Origin of the sequence: Saccharospirillum alexandrii, assembly GCF_043641555.1 — a bacterium.
Taxonomy (GTDB): Bacteria; Pseudomonadota; Gammaproteobacteria; order Pseudomonadales; family Natronospirillaceae; genus Saccharospirillum; species Saccharospirillum alexandrii_A.
In genome coordinates, this window is the sequence record NZ_JBHZRJ010000001.1 from 741722 (window position 1) to 758199 (window position 16478).

The following is a 16478-nucleotide window of genomic DNA, read 5'->3' on the forward strand; positions in this document are numbered from 1 at the left end:
AGACAACCATTCCATGTTCGGGGCTCATACCGATTTTCTGCAGCACACCCTGGCAACGGCCGACGACACCGTCAGCCCCGAGTTTTCTATTCTGTCAGCGGGTACCGAAGTTACCCTGCTCGACTGTGGCGTGTTGCGGGTTGAGCCGAATACGGCTTGTGACACATCGGTCGTTATTTCCTGTGCCGTGCACGGCAACGAAACCGCTCCCATTGAGCTGGTGCGCGACATCGTACGGGATATTCTGGAAGAGGAGCAAAAAGCCGGGCAACGGGTGCTGTTCATTATGGGCAACCCCTGGTCAATGAACATCGCCCAGCGCTTTGTTGAGGTCAACATGAACCGCCTCTTCGCCGGTGACTGGCAGCAGTACGACACCACACTGAAAGAAGTAAAACGTGCTGCCAAGCTGGAGGCCTACGTTGCCAATTTCTTTGCTGAAGAGCCGGTAACCGTCACCAAACGATTCCACTACGATCTGCACACCGCCATTCGGGGGAGTAAGCGAGAACGCTTCGGTATTTACCCTTATGTCGAAGGGCGCGAGCTGCCTGCCAGTCAGCGAGCGTTTCTGGCGCGTTCTGACATAGATACCGTTCTGCTGCAGCAGAAAGAAGCCAACACCTTCTCCTCTTTCTCATCGCTGCGCTACGGCGCCGAGAGTTTCACGCTGGAACTGGGGTCGGTCAAACCCTTTGGCGAAAACGACCTCAGCCGCTACAGTGGCATCGACTACGCGTTACGTGAATTGGTGGCTGGCGAACCCCTGCCAGCCGAACCCAAGCGACCGGTCACCGAATTCGAAGTGTGCCATTCCATAGACGTTACCAGTGACACCTGGGAGTTCTTCATCCCGGACGATGCGCTCAACTTTACCGACTACGACCCCGGAACTCTGATCTGGCGCGATGGCGACCAGGAATACCGGGTGGGCGACGAACCCGAATACATTGTGTTCCCCAACCCCAAAGTGCCGGTGGGCCAGCGTGCTGGTTTGATGCTGAAAGCCAGGCGCTAACTCGGGTACCACCTCACTTTTCGACGTTCGAGTCTGGGAGGCAATGGCCCGCACCGAATGCCGGATGTGCCCCTGTGGGGTCGGCGTGGATCCGTCCGTGGAGCCTAGACCGCAGCATCCCTGCTGCGGACTACCCCACAGGAGCACACCCGGCACTCGCTGCTAGTCTCCCAGCTTAGGTTAACCCTGATTAAAACCCGATCATCCAGTAAGGCACCAACGGTGGCACGAGAAAAGCCGTTACTACCCCGGTTAAACTCATCGAAAGCCCCGCGAAAGCACCGCAGGTCGCTGACTTTTCGAACGCCTGGGCGGTGCCGAAGCCATGGGCAGTGAGGCCCAGCACGTAACCGTACAGAGCATGATCGTCCAGTTTGCAGAGACGCATCAGTGTAGGGATCATCAGCGTGCCGATAGCGCCAGTCAGTAACACCAGCCCGGCTGCCAGGGAGCCACTGCCGCCCAGGTTCTCGACCATGCCAATGGCGATCGGCGTGGTGATCGACTTGCCACTCATGCTCAGAGACAGGACATCATCGCTTGTGATCAGGTCCGACAGGATCACCGCGCTGCCGGCGGCTACCAGAGCACCGGTGAAACAGGCGACCAACAGGGGCATGGCCATTTTGCGGATCAGCGCCATGTTGTCGTGCAGTGGTACCGCCAGGGCCACGGTAGCGGGGCCGAGCAGGAAGTGGATCATCTGCGTATCGCGTTGATATTGCGGGTAATCCCAGCCGAGTAGGGTGATCAGCCCCATGATGGAGAAAATGCTGACGATCACCGGGTGCACCAGAGCCGACCGACCGGCCCGACGGTACAGTTGCTCCGCCAACAGGTAGATACCCAGTGTCATGCTGATGGCCAGCAACAGATCAATGGAGACACTCATGTGTTTTTAACCCGAAACAGACGAAAGATGCCGACCATGGCCAGGGCCGAGAGGGCGGTGCTGGCGGCGATGATCAGCAGCATCCAGTGACCGTTGGTCATCAGCCGGTCCCAGTGTTCAATCAGGCCTACGCCAGCAGGTACAAACAGCAGGGTCAGGTAGCGAATCAGCATTTTGCTGGCTTCGGCCACCGGTTTGGGCACCTTGCGGATGATGGTCAGGGTGACCCACAGCAGCACCAGCCCGACCACGTTGCCCGGAATTGGCCAGCCGATCCACTGCGATACCGCTTCGCCCGCGAGCCAATAGACCAGTAATACCAGAAAACCCAGAACCATCGTCTTACCCTTTAAACAGTCGATCCGGGGTCAGTGTGCCTGAAACCCGGTATCGGATCAGCGCAAATGCCGCAACTGATTGATTCACAGAATGAATTCCTCTCATCAAGCGCTTGCGCCCGCCGGGGGGAAGGGCGGTATAATGCGCGCCATGAGCAAATCCAAGAAAAGCACCGTCCACACAGGCGGTACCATCGCCCAGAATAAACGAGCCCGCCACGAATATCATATCGAAGAAAAGTATGAGGCCGGGCTGGTTCTGTTGGGCTGGGAAGTGAAAAGCCTGCGCGCAGGCAAGGCACAGCTGGTTGACAGCTATGTCATCTTCAAGGACAACGAGGCCTGGCTGATTGGTGCCCATTTTTCACCGCTGGAAGCCGCCTCAACCCACGTGATTGCCGATCCGACGCGCACTCGCAAGCTACTGCTCAATCGCAAGGAGATCGATAAAATCTCCCGCCAGTCCGAGCAGGATGGCTATACCGCTGTCTGTTTGTCCCTGTTTTGGAAGAAAAACAAGGTCAAAGCCGACATTGCCCTGGTAAAAGGCAAGAAATTGCACGATAAGCGGGCAACTATCAAGGAACGCGAATGGGGCCGGCAGAAACAGCGGGTGCTGAAGGCGTATAATACCTGACGCCTTCGTGTTAAACTGTACGGCCGTTGAAAGGGGCTTGAACTGTGTTGGTTCGGCACCATTTAACGGGTTGTAGAGAAGCTTGTATTAAGCGTTTTAGAAGAACAGGAAGAACCACCAGAGTTTGGTCATCACGGATGAATGACACACCAGTTTCGGGGGCGACATGGCTTCGACGCGGGTTACAAAGCTCAAGGTGCATGCCGAGATGGTAGCCAATCTCGTAAAACCAAAGCTGCAAACTCATAGTTGCAAACGATGACAACTACGAAGGTTACGCGCTAGCCGCATAATCCTTCAAACTGGACCCATTAACCGGTCCGGCGGTCACTGTCCTGTGCCTGAACGGGGCTGCTGACTGTCAATAATTCAGGATCGCAGTGTAAGGTTGTCTGGGCCGGAGCTGCTAAAACCTAATTCCAGGCTCCCCGAGTCGCACCTGTCCTTCGGTAACGGCAAGGGTAAATTAAAGAAGTGACTAAGCATGTAGGACCGAGAGTAGAGGGCTTGCGGACGCGGGTTCGATTCCCGCCGCCTCCACCAATACCGGGGCTGGTAATAACCAGCCCCACCCCCTTCAAACCCCGCTAGAATGCGGGTTCCAGACCAGAGCGCAGTTTTGCCAGTTGGTCTCGGAAAGTCTCCAAAGGTCTCCAGAATGGCACAAATTGGGCACAAGCCTGATTGGTGTCACGTCCATCAAGCTGATGGCCGCCTTCCTTGCCCGGCTCGTGACAAGGCTTCTGAAACAGACCGACACCCCCACCGAAGCACTCCAACAAGCCACACGGCTTGCAGAGTATCTAAACCTTACCGCACCCACCCCCAACCAGGGGCGCACGGCCGTCGGCTGCGCATCACGCCTGTCTGAGTCAGCCTGGTGGCGTCGACACTTAGAGCGGCACTATCGGCAGGCCATAGACAATAGCCACCGGGCATTAGGTCAGGTAAGGCACGGCTCAAGCCCCTACCTGGCTAAGCCCATCTTCAACGAATACCTCCACGCCCAGGAATTGAGCCAAGCCTATTTGGCGCGCACCTTTATCGAAAGTGAAGACGGTGAACGCCTGTCATTGGCTGAAGTCAGTGAGCATACGGTGTCTAACCCGGCGGTTCGGCGGGCGGAGCTGATGACCCGAGTGCGAGGCATGGAAGAATATGCTCAAGCCCATGACTGTGCGGGTCTGTTCATCACCTTAACCCTGCCGTCTGAGTTTCACGCTTCCCTAAAGAAAGGCTTCGTGAACCCCCGATACGATGGCAGCGACCCCAGAGCCGGAAACGATCACCTGGGCAAGTTGTGGTCCCTGATTCGGGCTAAAGTCCATCGAAACGACATCAACCCATTCGGCCTGCGAGTAGTTGAACCCCACCACGATGGCACCCCTCACTGGCATTTGATGCTGTTTACGCCAAGAGGGTCTGAGCAGTCCCTCGTGAGTATCTTCCGTGAGTACGTGCTCAAGGACTCAGAACGGCCGGATCTGTTAAAGCACCGCCTCAAGATTGTCCATATCGACCCCGCCCGGGGCAGTGCTGCCGGATACGTGGCCAAATACGTGTCCAAGAACATCGACGGCGCCAATTTGAAAACCGATCAGGCCGGGCGCCCCCTCCTTGATACACCAACCCGCATTCGCGCCTGGGCAAGCACCTGGCGTATCCGCCAGTTTCAAACGATTGGTGGCCCGGCTGTGGGCGTCTGGCGGGAATTAAGGCGTCTTCGGGATGGTCGGGGCTATGCCATGGGGGCCGCCTATGAAGCCGCTGACACCGGTGATTGGTTTGGTTTCATGGAGGCCATGCAGCAAAAGCAGCTATGTGGTGAAGGTCGTGGTGTGGAGCTGATGCGGGCACACACCGAAACCGTTAACCGGGTAACGGGTGAAGTGGTGACTTCATACACCAACCGGTTTGGTGAACCCCTGCGCGGAAAGGTCATTGGAGTGTGCAGTGGCATCTTACGACTTCCGACGCGGACACGGCATTGGCTGGGTCAACAATTCGAACCGCTGAAACTGATAGGGCTTGCCGGCGTAGCCGGCAACCCTGTCAGTTTCAGCGGTAACTTGGACTTGTGTAAATAACTGTACGGGACAGCCTAGATGGCGCAAATCATGGAATTACCCATAGACGGATTCACTCTTAAAGAGGCAGTGACCTACGTGAATTTTCCAGTTGCTGACAAGGCAAAGCCTGCTTCTGAGCGTTACAAAATAGCAGAGCTGGGAATCATCGTGGGTGTATTAACAATGAACGATGAAGTGGAGCTCATCATCAAAATAGCAGACGGAGTTGAGCAGCTAACCCGGTCTGAGTTCACGGCTAGATTTGAGGTCGTCAATGATTGAGCCAATTGCCGATTGGGAAGACACCTTTACTCCCCTGGAGCTGTTTTTGGCAGGGGGAGCACAGTTTCCTTTTTGGATCGCCTCATGGGCTTACGCTGAATATCACGGGCCTTCAAAAGTCCGAGTAACTGGCTGGCTCTTCATTGAAAAAGACGCGAAAGGCAGATGGGTTCAGCGTTCAAGTAAACGAAATCTGATGGGAACATCTGCTTTTGCTTGTGAGAGAGAAGGCCAGCCCGACACGGTTCTGGCGATTCACGACATTGAAACCAAAGGGTGGTTGTCACCCACTCACCAAGGAATTAATGAGATGGCGAAAAAATTGAGAGACGGCAAAACACCGGAGGATTTGATGAACCTTCATGGTGAAAAACTGGCATCGCTCCAGTGTTTAACCAGTAACTGGCTACTAGAAAAACCGGTATTTGAAATTACTGGGATTTCCTATCGATCACCTGAGCAATCCAAGGGTGTTCGCATGATGGATATCATTGAGCAAGAGCGGGCAGGGAAGCTGAACATGGATCAGCAGCTCAAACCCTTCCTTAAGGGTCGGGTCTACGACAAAGATGGTCGGTTGGCATTCGAAGAGCAACTGCTCGATATGCAATCCGCCCCTGTTTGGCAAGTTTACTCATTGCACGAGTAACAGTGCTCGTTCTTTAACAAGCAGCTTAAGACAATGCGTGCCGCCCTGATAGCGTCATATGATCAAATGTGAATATATGCTCAGGGCTGTATCGGCATGCACCAACAAACCTACCTTTCATTCCGTGTCGCTTTGTACCTGGTTCCACGTATACCTTTCCCTCGCAAATGGGGCATACCGCGGTATAGGATTTTATTCGGATAACACTTTTTGCCTTGGAGCCGCTTTTAGAAAAGCTATTCGGTTCTACCACCAGATAGGTTCTATCTATGAATTGGGGCGTAAGCCAGAACGGCGATTCAACGATCCCCTGATCACTGGCCTGGATGAATGGCCAAATAGCACTCAACACTATGGCAAAGACTGCTACCCCGGTGACTATCACCGCAGCCGCCAATTGCGGCATTTCAAGAACGACCGCAACTGAAGTCAGAATTCCAGTCAAAAAGATGATCACGAACGGGGCTAAACCAAACGACCACCTCACTGTGCTAGTCATTGCCAGCTCACCGAGTAGCTTTGATAAGCCGTGCATCTTAGGCATTGAGAACAGTTCGTATCTAATATTTGCCGTTTCATGCGTTCTATCGGTTATCTGAGGTGTTGGTACCGGCTCTAGCGGTTCTGTGTCCAGGCAGAGGTACTTTCGTTTGTCCTGTGTGCTCGACTTGATCCTTAACCGCTGTCGCTTATCTGCTTTGATTAAGGACCTATCTAGTGAAGGCCGGAGACTGTCTAGGATTTCTGTCAACTTCTTGAGGTGCCGGTTTACGAACCTTCTGGCGTCTTCCGTGCTGTCAGTTCGTTTTATCTGATCGGCAACGTCTTTGACCGTGAATATGATTTTCTCTTCCGGGACACCTTGCTCAATCATTGACCGGGTCATTTCGATTAGGGTCCGCAAAACTGCAATCGGTCTCGATTCCGGGTCCAAGTCTTCAATGTTTTCCAGTGTGCTAAGGGTCGCTTCTGCTACTGACAGAGCTTCAAAAGTGGCTGACTTGTTCATTCCTCATTTCCTTGAAACCCGCATGGTTGCTGATATGTGACCGGTACTTTACCGGTGCTTACCGGTCTAAACCGGCTCAGACCAGTGGAGACTATAACCGAACCCACACAGGAGCAACATATGGGACGGTTTGTCACGGTTAAACGGTACGCAGAGCTTTCAGGCTACTCAGAGGAAGCCATACGCCAAAAGATTAAGAAGGGAGTGTGGAGGCTGACTCAACACGTTCGCAAGGCACCAGATGGTCGTTTAATGATTAATGTAGAGGAGATTGAAAAATGGATCGAAAACTGCCCAGAGGCGTAACAGTGCGAGGCAACAGCCTGCAATTGAGCTTTTCTTACCAGGGACAGCGATTCAGGGAGTCACTACGAATGCCAGATACCAAGCCTAATATAAAGGCAGCTGAGCTAAAGCTAGCTGCGATTCAGCATGATATTGCTATGGGCAAGTTCGACTATGGTCTTCACTTCCCAAGAAGCAAGCATGCAATGCGACTGAGCCAAAGCTTGCAACAATCTGTAACTATTGATCAAATTCTAAACGATTGGTTAAGGAGGGTAAAAGAAAGGACAGCGTATAGTACTTTGAGAGACTATTCTTCTGCCGTCACTTATCACCTCATACCTCAGTTTGGCACGCTAAAAGTAATGGAACTTAAGTCTAGTCAGGTTGAAGAGTGGCTCAGTAGCCTTGATATTTCAGGGAAACGAAAGCGAAATATACTGATTCCGTTACGACAAGCGTTTGAAGATGCCGTATTCGACGGCCTTATAGAACAGAACCCTATGCTTCGGGTCAGGAATCCAAAGCACGAACGATCCGAGCCTCGACCATTCAATCAGGATGAAGTAGATCGAATTCTATCGGTATTGGCTGGTGTAGAGCGAAATCTCATATGCTTCGCATTTGAAACCGGTTTGCGAACCTCAGAGTTGATTGCCCTTATGTGGAAAGATGTTGACTTAGAAAGTAAACAAATCCATGTTCGTAGGGCATGTGTCAGGGGCCATATTAAAGAGACCAAAACAAGTTCAGGTTGGCGATCAGTTCCTTTGTCCCCAAGCGCATATGAGTCTTTAATAAGCCAGCAATTTCAGAGGTATAACCATGATTCTTTTGTATTTTACGACCCTAAGTCTATGAAGAGGTGGGGCGGTGATCAGATAATACGTAAAAGAGTCTGGAAGAAAGCTATTCAAGCATCGGGCGTTAAATATCGAAACCCATATCAAACTCGCCATACATATGCCTCTAGGCTATTGTCACAGGGAGAAAACCCGCTTAAGGTAGCTTATCAGATGGGGCACAAAGACTGGGGGATGATTAGAAGTGTATACGGAAGATGGGTTAAATGAGGACTTAGGCTCCTCCGTATTTTATCATTATACCGACTCTGCAGGCCTGATAGGTATTTTAGCGTCTGAGTCAATTAGAATGACTCATATTAGGTATCTAAATGATGAAAAAGAGTTCACCTATTTTATGGAGATATTTAATCGAGAATTTCAAAAATCTTATCGCCAGTTGGATAAGGAACGGGTAGATAAGTGTACAGAGATTCTTGACGTATTGAAGAATGTAAAAAACTCTACTCAGCTTTATATTGCCTCTTTTTGTGAGGATGGTGATCAATTGAGTCAATGGAGAGGGTATGCTAATGGCTCAGGTTATAGCCTAGGCTTTGCTGTAAAGGATCTAATAGAGCTAATGGGTATATCCTATGATGAGGTTATGAAAGCTAAAGCTTCAACTGATGTCGTTGCACCAAATGATAATGGAATAATGTTGAGAAAAGTAATTTATGATCCTGAGGTAGTGAAAGAAAAGATCAGTAAGCTAGTTAACCTCCTTATGGAACTTGTATGTAATAGTGAGAGTAGTCAGGATGAAGAAACCAATTTCATTTTTGAAATGTTGAGTGCCTCCTCTATTTGTAAGCATCCATCATTTAAAGAAGAAAAGGAATGGCGATTGATTGCCATCGAAGATGTTCATGAGCCGTATAGAGTAAAACTAAGGAGCGGTCCAAGAGGTGTTGTTCCCTATATAGAAGTGCCTTTATTGAGTATGCGTGATCAGTTTTTATTAAACAAAATTGTTATAGGACCTAGTCAGCATCAACAAGAGCAAAAGAATGGTATAGAGCTGTATATGAGGACAAACAGGAAGCAAATGGTTAATATCGATGTTTCTGCATCGCCCTTTAGAGGTTGATGGAAATGACACAGAATGAGCGTGGTAGAGTGTAAGGTACTGATATGAAAGAAGATATTCAAGGTTCGATTCCCGCCGCCTCCACCAATCAAAAAAAGGGTCACCCTAAGGGGTGGCCCTTTTTTTTGATCCGCGAAGCGGGGCGTATCGTTCGCTAAAGCGTCCGGGTTCGACAAATCGGCAGGAAAGCCGATTTGGACGCCCGAAGGGCGCCCCGTAGGGGTGAGGCCCATGGATGGGCCGAATCATTCCCGCCGCCGTGCCTTAAGGAAGATATAAACCATACCCCAAAGGGTGGCCCTTTTTTTTGATCCGCGAAGCGGGGCGTATCGTTCGCTAAAGCGCCGGGTTCGACAAATCGGCAGGAAAGCCGATTTGGACGCCCGAAGGGCGCCCCGTAGGGGTGAGGCCCATGGATGGGCCGAATCATTCCCGCCGCCGTGCCTTAAGGAAGATATAAACCATACCCCAAAGGGTGGCCCTTTTTTTTGATCCGCGAAGCGGGGCGTATCGTTCGCTAAAGCGCCGGGTTTGACCATTCGCAGGGAGCGAATGGGCCCGCCTTAGCGCCATGCCGGCCATCTAATAAACCTCTTTCCAGAGGGGGCCCGTCAACAATTTCTTAAAGCCCTGGCTTGCCCCGGGCCTGCCCGGATCGTTATAGTTAGCCTGGTTATATTAGAGAAAAATAAATTAAGCTCGTCTGTGCCTAAATGAACCTATTGCATGCTGGGTATGGGGGAATCCCTCTCCCCACCTGAAGCACGTGCACTAGATGTTTTGATCACCAGCTTGGTGGAATATGGAGAGAACAATGGAGGCCAGGATCGAGTTGGGAATCAGAGTTAACGGCTCACAGATTGCCCTGCAACTCATACAAATTTTCCTGGTCGGCCTCACCATCGGGATGACGCGTGTCGTGATCCCTGGGCTGGCAGAGGTCGAGTTTGGCCTAGAGGCACAGTCGTTTTTCCTGCTCACATCCTTTGTGGTTGTGTTCGGTGCTGTCAAAGCGGTTATGAACCTGTTGGCCGGTAAGTGGAGTGAGCATTTCGGTCGCAAACGGGTTTTGGTTGCGGGCTGGCTGATCGCGTTGCCAATTCCATTTTTATTGTATTGGGCGCCCAGTTGGAACTGGATCATTGTGGTAACGGTGCTGTTGGGGTTTAACCAGGGCCTCGCATGGTCTATGGCCCTTAACAGTAAGCTGGATCTGGCCAAAACATCTCAAAAGGGCGTGATCAACGGAATCAACGAGTTTTCCGGTTATGCGGCGGTAGGCATTGCGGGGGTCGTAACGGCCGTTGTCGTCGAGGCATTAGGCACCCGGCTGGGATTGCTGGTCTTCAGTTTGACGGTGATCAGTTCCGGGTTGTTGCTGGCTCTGTTTACCGTGGTGGAAACACTGCCCTGGTCAAAGCTACATCAGGCTAATAGTCAACCATCTTCTGATGTGTCAGACCAGTCACTGGGCCAGCTGTTCCGCTACGCTAGCCTCGAAAGTAAGCCTTTGATGGCGCTGAATCAGGCCGGTCTGGTTGAGAAGTTTACCGACGCCCTGATCTGGATTTTCTTGCCCGTTTTTTTCCTGCAGCAGGGGCTGACGCTGGTTCAGGCCGGCTCAATCATTGCCGTTTATGGAGTGACCTGGGGCGTTTTACAGCTGATAACCGGGCCCCTGTCTGACCGGATTGGCCGGAAAGGGCTAATCGTTTGGGGCATGGTTTTTTGCGGAATTGCCGTGCTTGCCATACCCCTGACGTCAACGGTCGGTCTGTGGACTGCAGAGGCGGCTCTGGCGGGAATTGGCATGGCGATGCTGTATCCGAATCTGGGCGCTGCAGTCGGCGATTTTGCACCGCCTCAGTACCGGGCATCGCTGGTCGGCATTTACCGGTTCTGGCGGGATTCCGGCTACGCCTTTGGAGCCTTGCTTATGGGAGTTCTTGCACAGTGGTCGCAAAGCATGGTGATGCCATTTGTGTTTGTCTCGGGCTCAATGCTGTTGTCCGCCATTGGGGTTCAGTTCTGGCTGCCAAAGCGTCGTTAGCACAGATCCAGCAGTCATCTTTGGCTACACCATTGTGTGCAGCCAGGGGAAGCCGAGAGGACTGGCCAGTGAATAGGCGAATATCACTGATTGTGGCAAATAGGCCGCGCCTAGGTTACTGCTATTGGTGTTCTTAATTAATCATGCCCGGCAACCAGGTCGCAATCGGCGGGAAAATGATCATCAGTGCCACCAGTAGCATGGAACACAGAATATAGGGGATCGCCGCTGTGTAGATTTCCCTCATGCTGGTACCGGCCGGTGCCACGCCTTTCATCACAAACAGCAGTAAACCAAAGGGCGGGGTAGTGAAGCTGATTTCGAGGGCCAGCAAGATGATGATGCCAAACCAGATCAAGTCAAACCCCAGGGTTTCTGCCAGCGGAAAGAAGAACGGGACGGTCAGCATCATGATGGAAATCTGCTCCATGAAGGTGCCGAGCAGCAACAGCACACCGAACATGGCCAGGAGCATGTAAATCGGGGCCAGGTCGTAGGAGGTTGCCCACTCGATCAGACCGCTGGAGGCTCCCGAAAATGCCAGTAGCTGGCTGAACGTGGCAGAACCGAAGACGATCAAATAGGCCATCAGGGTAACTTTCAGCGATCCGCTGACGGATTGGGTGAACACGGCCCAGCTCATCTTGCGATAGACGAACCCCAGAATGATGACACCCAGAGCACCGAAGGCGGCGGACTCGGATGGGGTTGCCAAGCCGGTCAACATCATCATGACGATGATAACCATGACGCCTACCATAGGGATGATGTCGGTTAGTACCAGTTTGATTTTTTCCAGAAAAGGGACTGGTTCCAACTCGTACACTGGCGCTGCGTCGGGGTCGAGTCGGGTGCGTACCCATATGGTCACTATGTAAAAAAGTGCCAGTATCAAGCCCGGTATGATGCCGGCAATGAGCAGCTGCGCAATGTCGATCTTTGCCAGAGTACCTAGCAGTACGGCCAGCGCTGAGGGTGGAATAATGATAGCCAGCCCGCCGGTTCCCAGGATGGGGCCGATCGACATGTGCTTTTTGTAGCCTCGCTTGGTCATTTCCGGTACCAACAACGAGCCCATCAATGCGGTTGACCCCATGGATGAACCACTCAGAGTGCTGAACGCCGTACCGCCAACGACGGTGACATAAGAAAGCCGCCCGGGCACCTTACCCATAAGCTGATCGATGGCGTTGAACATCTTCATGCCCAGCCCCGAGCGGAAAAACAATTCACCCATTAAGAGAAACAATGGAATGGGAACCAGACTGAATTTGGAGAGGGAGCCGAATCCATTGTTAAGCAATTGAATAATGCCATTCTGGCCTCCCATGAAATACCAGGAGCCAATCACGTTGGCGGCTAGGAATGCTAGCGCGATGGGCGTACCGATGCCCATAAAAAGAACGATAAGTGACAGCAGAAAACCGAGTGCAAAATACCATTCCATCATTCTTTGATCCCCGCTTCACCGCTGTGCAAAATGTCTTTTCCGACAACAAATTTAAAGAACTCGGTGGCCATCAGGAAAAAACAAAAAGGAAAGACGATGGTGAGTATCCATTTGGGTACAAAGAATGCCCGTACATCGTAGTCGCTCCGGGTGATGTTCTGAACGACCAGGTCATAGCCTTTCCAGGCCAGAACCAGACACACCACGACGCAGAACATAGAGACTGCCCGGCTGTGAATGTTCAGGAAGGACTTGGGCAGTGTTGCCGTGAATAATTCGATATAGACATGCCCTTTCTCTCTAACCAGCCAGGGCGCGCCGAGCAGGGTAAGATAGAACATGGCGTATTCGGTTGATACGAAAAACCAGGCTGAAGGCTGCAGGCCAAGGTTACGTAAAACGACCGTCAATACAATGGCCACCATCAGCCACACCAGCATAGCGCCGGCGATGATGGCTAGAAAATCGATCAGGGCTTTGTAAGCCTTGCTGGCAATTCGCATGGTATTCACCTGCTAGCAACCTAGAAACAGGCACGGCAGATGACTGCCGTGCCTTTTATGGCTTGGGTCGAATTAAAGTTCGTTGAACATTTCTACCAGTGAATCGTAGTGTTCCAGTCCCATTGGGTGGCGTTCCATCAGGCCGCGCATCCGGTTCCAGGTTGCTTCACGTGCAGATTCAGAAAATTGCGCGCGCACATCGCCTTCAAGTTCAACAATCTGCATGCCATTGGCGATCATTTCTTCGCGTTGTACTTTGGCATCTTCCTGCAACGTCAGGGCGCTGTTGCGCTCATGTTCGATAGCTACTTCCTGAAGGATGGTCTGGGCTTCTTCGCTCAAAGCATTCCAGCTGTCGAGGTTAATGATGACGCCCATGTCAGTCGAGAAAAACGAAGGTTCAATCCGGTAGTTCAGGAAGCGATCCCAGTTTAGGTCCGCCAGGCCAATCTCAGTCCAGCCTGTGGCGTTTACCACGTTACGCTCCAGCGCTGAATACACATCGGTCGTTGGCAAACTAATAGGTTCGGCACCCAGGTAGTCGCGAAAGAATGCATCGTATACCGGGTTGGAGCGCAGTTTCAGCCCGTCGACACTCAGGCGGCCATCGTCGCCAATAGTGGGTTCATCGACGGTGTACAGGTTGTAGCTCACACCACTCTCAAACCAACCTAAATAGTAGACGCCCATTTTTTCCTGGTGGATCTGATTCAACAGATCGATGCCGCCGCTCTCACGGGCATAAATGGCGTTCGTATTAGAAGCAACCATGATGTCGCGCTCCGGTACGGTACCGCCGTAGAAGCTGGCCGCTGTATACGCCATATCGACAATACCGTTGCGCACTGCATCGGGTTGTTCACTCAGGCCAATGACTTCCGGGCCACCACGTACATCAATTTCAATGACGCCCTCGCCACGCTCGTTCACCATATCGACAAACTGCAGAAAGCTGCGGGTGTAAATCAGCGAGGTGTTGAAGGCATGAACAGCGGTAATGCGCTCTTCAGCCGATGCGATGCTTGTGACCGACAGGGACGACACCAGGCCAATGGCCAGGGCTGTTTTTTTCAGGAATGACTGCTTCATTATTATTACCTCTCGTTGTTATGAATCCGGGGGCTGCCTGTTGTTCTGTTAGCCGGAATACTGGCTAGGTTGGCATGGTCCGGTTTTTTTGGGGTTTGCGTCATCGATTGTCGCGGGCGATCAGCCCGGGTGCTCCTTCCGGCTGGCCCTGAGTCCAGGGATACCGTGTTTGATACGTCAACAGAAAGTCGTCAATCTTCGACCTGTATCCTTCGGTCAGATCAATATCATCCCAGCCGTTCAGCAATTTGGTCTTCCACACCGCATTGATGTCGAATGGGATAATCTGGTCAGCAAAGCGAATCTGTTGGCTTACCAGATCTATGCTGATGGGGGTTGGTTCATATTCGAGTGCTTTCAGCAATCGATCGGCGTCAGCTTCGCTCACGAGCGCCGGCAACAGCCCATTATTTACCGCGTTTGATGAGAAAATATCGCCAAAGCTGGGGGCGATGACACATCGGAAACCATAATCGACCAGGGCGTATACGGCCGCTTCACGCGAAGAGCCCGCGCCGAAGTTGCGACGCGTGACCATGATTTCAAAGTGCTCTGCGCCAGGCTGGTTTAAGATGAAATCGTCTGACGGTCTGCCTCTGTCATCGTGACGCAGGTCGTACAGCAGGAACTGACCGTACCCCACCCGGCGCGGCTCTTTCATAAATCGGGCGGGTATCAGCTGGTCGGTGTCGACGTTGCTTCTCACCAGCGGGCAAGCAGGGGCCGTCAATTGGGTAAACGGTGTCATGACTGGGGGAACTCCTGAAGCAAGATGCGCACATCGGCGAGGTGCCCGGCAACAGCCGCTGCCGCGACCATGGCGGGCGACATGAGATGCGTGCGGGAACCCAGACCCTGGCGGCCTTTGAAATTCCGGTTGGTGGACGAGGCGCAACGTTCACCCGATGCCAACTGATCGCCGTTCATGCCGACGCACATGGAACAACCCGATTCGCGCCATTCCAGCCCGGCGTCAATGAAGATGTGATCCAGCCCCTCGGCCTCGGCTTGTGCCTTTACCTGAGTTGACCCGGCAGAAATCAAACCGGGTACCTTGCTCTTACGACCTTTAAGTACCGCCGCTGCCGCGCGAAGGTCTTCGATGCGAGCGTTGGTGCATGAACCAATGAATACGCGGTCTATGACAATGTCGGTTAAAGCCTGGCCCGGTGTCAGGCCCATGTAGTCAATGCTGTCGCGATGTTGCCGGGCTTTGTCGGGAGAGTGCTCGTCATCCGGGTTGGGTACCCGGGCGGTAATCGGCAGTGCCTCTTCAGGCGACGTTCCCCAGGTGACCTGAGGGGCGATGCTGGTGGCATCAAGTTCCACCTCACGGTCAAAGACCGCATCTGCATCGGTAGCCAGAGTTCGCCAACAGGCCGCGGCCTGCTCAAACTCGTCGCCTTTCGGCGCCAGTGGGCGGTCTTTGAGGTAAGCGAGGGTTTTGTCGTCCGGTGCGATCATGCCGCAACGGGCACCGCCTTCAATGGACAGGTTGCACAGGGTGAGTCGGGCTTCAACACTGAGTTCGTCGATGGCCGAACCGGCGTACTCGATGGCGTAGCCCCGGGCGCCATCCGCCCCCAGCTGTGATATCCAGGCCAGGGCAATGTCTTTGGCGGTTACGGCTGGCGACAGGGTGCCATTGATGCGAATGCGCAGTTGTTTGGGTTTGTTTTGCCACAAGGTCTGAGTCGCTAGGACATGCGCCACTTCCGAGGCGCCAATACCAAACGCCAGGGCACCCAGTGCACCGTGTGTGGAAGTGTGGCTGTCGCCGCACACCATCACCAGACCGGGCTGCGTCAGCCCAAGCTCGGGTCCAACAACATGGACAATGCCCTGGCGTGAATCGTCCAGCCCAATCAGAGGTACCCCATGGGTCCCGGTGTTGGTGATCAGTTGTTCGATGACGCTGCGTGTCTTGTCATTCACCCTCGTCAGCGAGCGTGAATGGGTTGGCACATAGTGGTCGGCAATGCCCAGCGTCAGCTCGGGGTGACGCACGGACAGGCCGCGCTCGGCCAATTTGTTGAAGGCGTGAAACGACCCTTCGTGAGCCAGATGCCGGTCGACCCACAGCAAGCTCTGGCCTTCATCATTCTGGCAGATTTCATGGCTTTGCCAGATTTTATCGAACAAGGTCTGTCTGCTCATGTCGCTTCCACGCTGCCCGAAAGGCCAGGCTACTTTGATCGCCAATCACTTGCCCGACAGGCTGAGACCATCAAGGCGATCATTTAAATGTATTAGAAATAGTACAATTAAAGGTATA

At 52.8% G+C, this 16478-nt stretch carries 16 protein-coding genes and 1 other RNA gene; 9 read left to right on the forward strand and 8 right to left on the reverse strand.

The genetic code is table 11. The annotated features are described in order from the left end of the window. Positions 1–13: 13 nt before the first annotated feature. Positions 14–1018, forward strand: a complete 1005-nt coding sequence (astE, locus tag ACHUE7_RS03205) for a succinylglutamate desuccinylase (protein ID WP_394168699.1) — start codon at positions 14–16, stop codon at positions 1016–1018. A 190-nt stretch (positions 1019–1208) separates the two neighbouring features. On the opposite strand, the gene ACHUE7_RS03210 is transcribed toward astE, so the two are convergent. Continuing rightward, positions 1209–1910 (reverse strand): LrgB family protein, encoded by a 702-nt coding sequence (locus ACHUE7_RS03210; protein WP_394168700.1) that lies wholly within the window; start codon positions 1908–1910, stop codon positions 1209–1211. Further along, positions 1907–2248 carry a CidA/LrgA family protein gene (locus ACHUE7_RS03215; RefSeq protein ID WP_394168701.1) on the reverse strand — a complete coding sequence of 114 codons (342 nt, stop codon included), beginning with the start codon at positions 2246–2248 and terminating at the stop codon, positions 1907–1909. The genes ACHUE7_RS03210 and ACHUE7_RS03215 overlap by 4 nt, the downstream gene beginning before the upstream one ends. A 151-nt stretch (positions 2249–2399) precedes the next feature. Here ACHUE7_RS03215 and smpB point away from each other — a divergent pair, with 151 nt between their 5' ends. The 5 genes from smpB to ACHUE7_RS03240 all read left to right on the forward strand — a co-directional run bounded on the left by smpB (position 2400) and on the right by ACHUE7_RS03240 (position 5885). After that, entirely contained in the window at positions 2400–2885 is a 486-nt protein-coding gene (smpB, locus tag ACHUE7_RS03220; protein WP_127557919.1) for an SsrA-binding protein SmpB, read from the forward strand. A 157-nt stretch (positions 2886–3042) separates the two neighbouring features. Then, positions 3043–3428, forward strand: a transfer-messenger RNA (tmRNA) gene (gene ssrA, locus ACHUE7_RS03225). A gap of 125 nt (positions 3429–3553) precedes the next feature. Beyond that, the gene (locus tag ACHUE7_RS03230; protein ID WP_394168702.1) at positions 3554–4972 is read left to right on the forward strand and encodes a replication endonuclease; all 1419 of its coding nucleotides are present in this window, start codon (positions 3554–3556) and stop codon (positions 4970–4972) included. An 18-nt stretch (positions 4973–4990) separates the two neighbouring features. Then, the gene (locus tag ACHUE7_RS03235; RefSeq protein WP_394168703.1) at positions 4991–5236 is read left to right on the forward strand and encodes a hypothetical protein; all 246 of its coding nucleotides are present in this window, start codon (positions 4991–4993) and stop codon (positions 5234–5236) included. Next, positions 5229–5885, forward strand: a complete 657-nt coding sequence (locus ACHUE7_RS03240) for a hypothetical protein (RefSeq protein ID WP_394168704.1) — start codon at positions 5229–5231, stop codon at positions 5883–5885. Before ACHUE7_RS03235 ends, ACHUE7_RS03240 begins: the two co-directional genes overlap by 8 nt. A 25-nt stretch (positions 5886–5910) precedes the next feature. Here the strand turns inward: ACHUE7_RS03240 and ACHUE7_RS03245 are convergent, their stop codons facing one another. Next, positions 5911–6894 carry a hypothetical protein gene (locus ACHUE7_RS03245; protein ID WP_394168705.1) on the reverse strand — a complete coding sequence of 328 codons (984 nt, stop codon included), beginning with the start codon at positions 6892–6894 and terminating at the stop codon, positions 5911–5913. A gap of 278 nt (positions 6895–7172) precedes the next feature. On the opposite strand from ACHUE7_RS03245, the gene ACHUE7_RS03250 reads away from it, so the two are divergent. The 3 genes from ACHUE7_RS03250 to ACHUE7_RS03260 all read left to right on the forward strand — a co-directional run bounded on the left by ACHUE7_RS03250 (position 7173) and on the right by ACHUE7_RS03260 (position 11161). Next, a complete protein-coding gene (locus ACHUE7_RS03250; protein WP_394168706.1) occupies positions 7173–8252 on the forward strand; it encodes an Arm DNA-binding domain-containing protein in 1080 nt (359 codons plus the stop codon). Next, positions 8227–9111, forward strand: a complete 885-nt coding sequence (locus tag ACHUE7_RS03255) for a DUF2971 domain-containing protein (RefSeq protein WP_394168707.1) — start codon at positions 8227–8229, stop codon at positions 9109–9111. Before ACHUE7_RS03250 ends, ACHUE7_RS03255 begins: the two co-directional genes overlap by 26 nt. Positions 9112–9925: 814 nt before the next feature. After that, on the forward strand, positions 9926–11161 hold the full coding sequence (locus ACHUE7_RS03260; protein WP_394168708.1) for an MFS transporter: 1236 nt from the start codon (positions 9926–9928) through the stop codon (positions 11159–11161). A gap of 133 nt (positions 11162–11294) precedes the next feature. Here ACHUE7_RS03260 and ACHUE7_RS03265 read toward each other — a convergent pair whose 3' ends face one another. From ACHUE7_RS03265 to leuC, 5 genes are all read right to left on the reverse strand, one after another. Continuing rightward, complete coding sequence (locus tag ACHUE7_RS03265) at positions 11295–12611, reverse strand: TRAP transporter large permease (RefSeq protein ID WP_394168709.1); 1317 nt, start codon at positions 12609–12611, stop codon at positions 11295–11297. Beyond that, positions 12608–13114 (reverse strand): TRAP transporter small permease, encoded by a 507-nt coding sequence (locus ACHUE7_RS03270; protein WP_394168710.1) that lies wholly within the window; start codon positions 13112–13114, stop codon positions 12608–12610. The genes ACHUE7_RS03265 and ACHUE7_RS03270 overlap by 4 nt, the downstream gene beginning before the upstream one ends. Positions 13115–13186: 72 nt before the next feature. Beyond that, the gene (gene dctP, locus ACHUE7_RS03275) at positions 13187–14203 is read right to left on the reverse strand and encodes a TRAP transporter substrate-binding protein DctP (RefSeq protein WP_394168711.1); all 1017 of its coding nucleotides are present in this window, start codon (positions 14201–14203) and stop codon (positions 13187–13189) included. Between the two features lie 100 nt (positions 14204–14303). Then, positions 14304–14951 carry a 3-isopropylmalate dehydratase small subunit gene (leuD, locus tag ACHUE7_RS03280; RefSeq protein ID WP_394168712.1) on the reverse strand — a complete coding sequence of 216 codons (648 nt, stop codon included), beginning with the start codon at positions 14949–14951 and terminating at the stop codon, positions 14304–14306. Beyond that, positions 14948–16360: a 3-isopropylmalate dehydratase large subunit gene (gene leuC / locus ACHUE7_RS03285; protein WP_394168713.1), complete on the reverse strand. Its 1413-nt coding sequence runs from the start codon at positions 16358–16360 to the stop codon at positions 14948–14950. The genes leuD and leuC overlap by 4 nt, the downstream gene beginning before the upstream one ends. Positions 16361–16478: the final 118 nt, after the last annotated feature.

Coding starts and splice junctions, on each gene's coding strand:
- astE (WP_394168699.1), top strand. CDS start 14: ATGTTCGGGGCTCATACCGATTTTCTGCAGCACACCCTGGCAACGGCC.
- ACHUE7_RS03210 (WP_394168700.1), bottom strand. CDS start 1,910: ATGAGTGTCTCCATTGATCTGTTGCTGGCCATCAGCATGACACTGGGT.
- ACHUE7_RS03215 (WP_394168701.1), bottom strand. CDS start 2,248: ATGGTTCTGGGTTTTCTGGTATTACTGGTCTATTGGCTCGCGGGCGAA.
- smpB (WP_127557919.1), top strand. CDS start 2,400: ATGAGCAAATCCAAGAAAAGCACCGTCCACACAGGCGGTACCATCGCC.
- ACHUE7_RS03235 (WP_394168703.1), top strand. CDS start 4,991: ATGGCGCAAATCATGGAATTACCCATAGACGGATTCACTCTTAAAGAG.
- ACHUE7_RS03240 (WP_394168704.1), top strand. CDS start 5,229: ATGATTGAGCCAATTGCCGATTGGGAAGACACCTTTACTCCCCTGGAG.
- ACHUE7_RS03245 (WP_394168705.1), bottom strand. CDS start 6,894: ATGAACAAGTCAGCCACTTTTGAAGCTCTGTCAGTAGCAGAAGCGACC.
- ACHUE7_RS03250 (WP_394168706.1), top strand. CDS start 7,173: ATGGATCGAAAACTGCCCAGAGGCGTAACAGTGCGAGGCAACAGCCTG.
- ACHUE7_RS03260 (WP_394168708.1), top strand. CDS start 9,926: ATGGAGGCCAGGATCGAGTTGGGAATCAGAGTTAACGGCTCACAGATT.
- ACHUE7_RS03265 (WP_394168709.1), bottom strand. CDS start 12,611: ATGATGGAATGGTATTTTGCACTCGGTTTTCTGCTGTCACTTATCGTT.
- ACHUE7_RS03270 (WP_394168710.1), bottom strand. CDS start 13,114: ATGCGAATTGCCAGCAAGGCTTACAAAGCCCTGATCGATTTTCTAGCC.
- dctP (WP_394168711.1), bottom strand. CDS start 14,203: ATGAAGCAGTCATTCCTGAAAAAAACAGCCCTGGCCATTGGCCTGGTG.
- leuD (WP_394168712.1), bottom strand. CDS start 14,951: ATGACACCGTTTACCCAATTGACGGCCCCTGCTTGCCCGCTGGTGAGA.
- leuC (WP_394168713.1), bottom strand. CDS start 16,360: ATGAGCAGACAGACCTTGTTCGATAAAATCTGGCAAAGCCATGAAATC.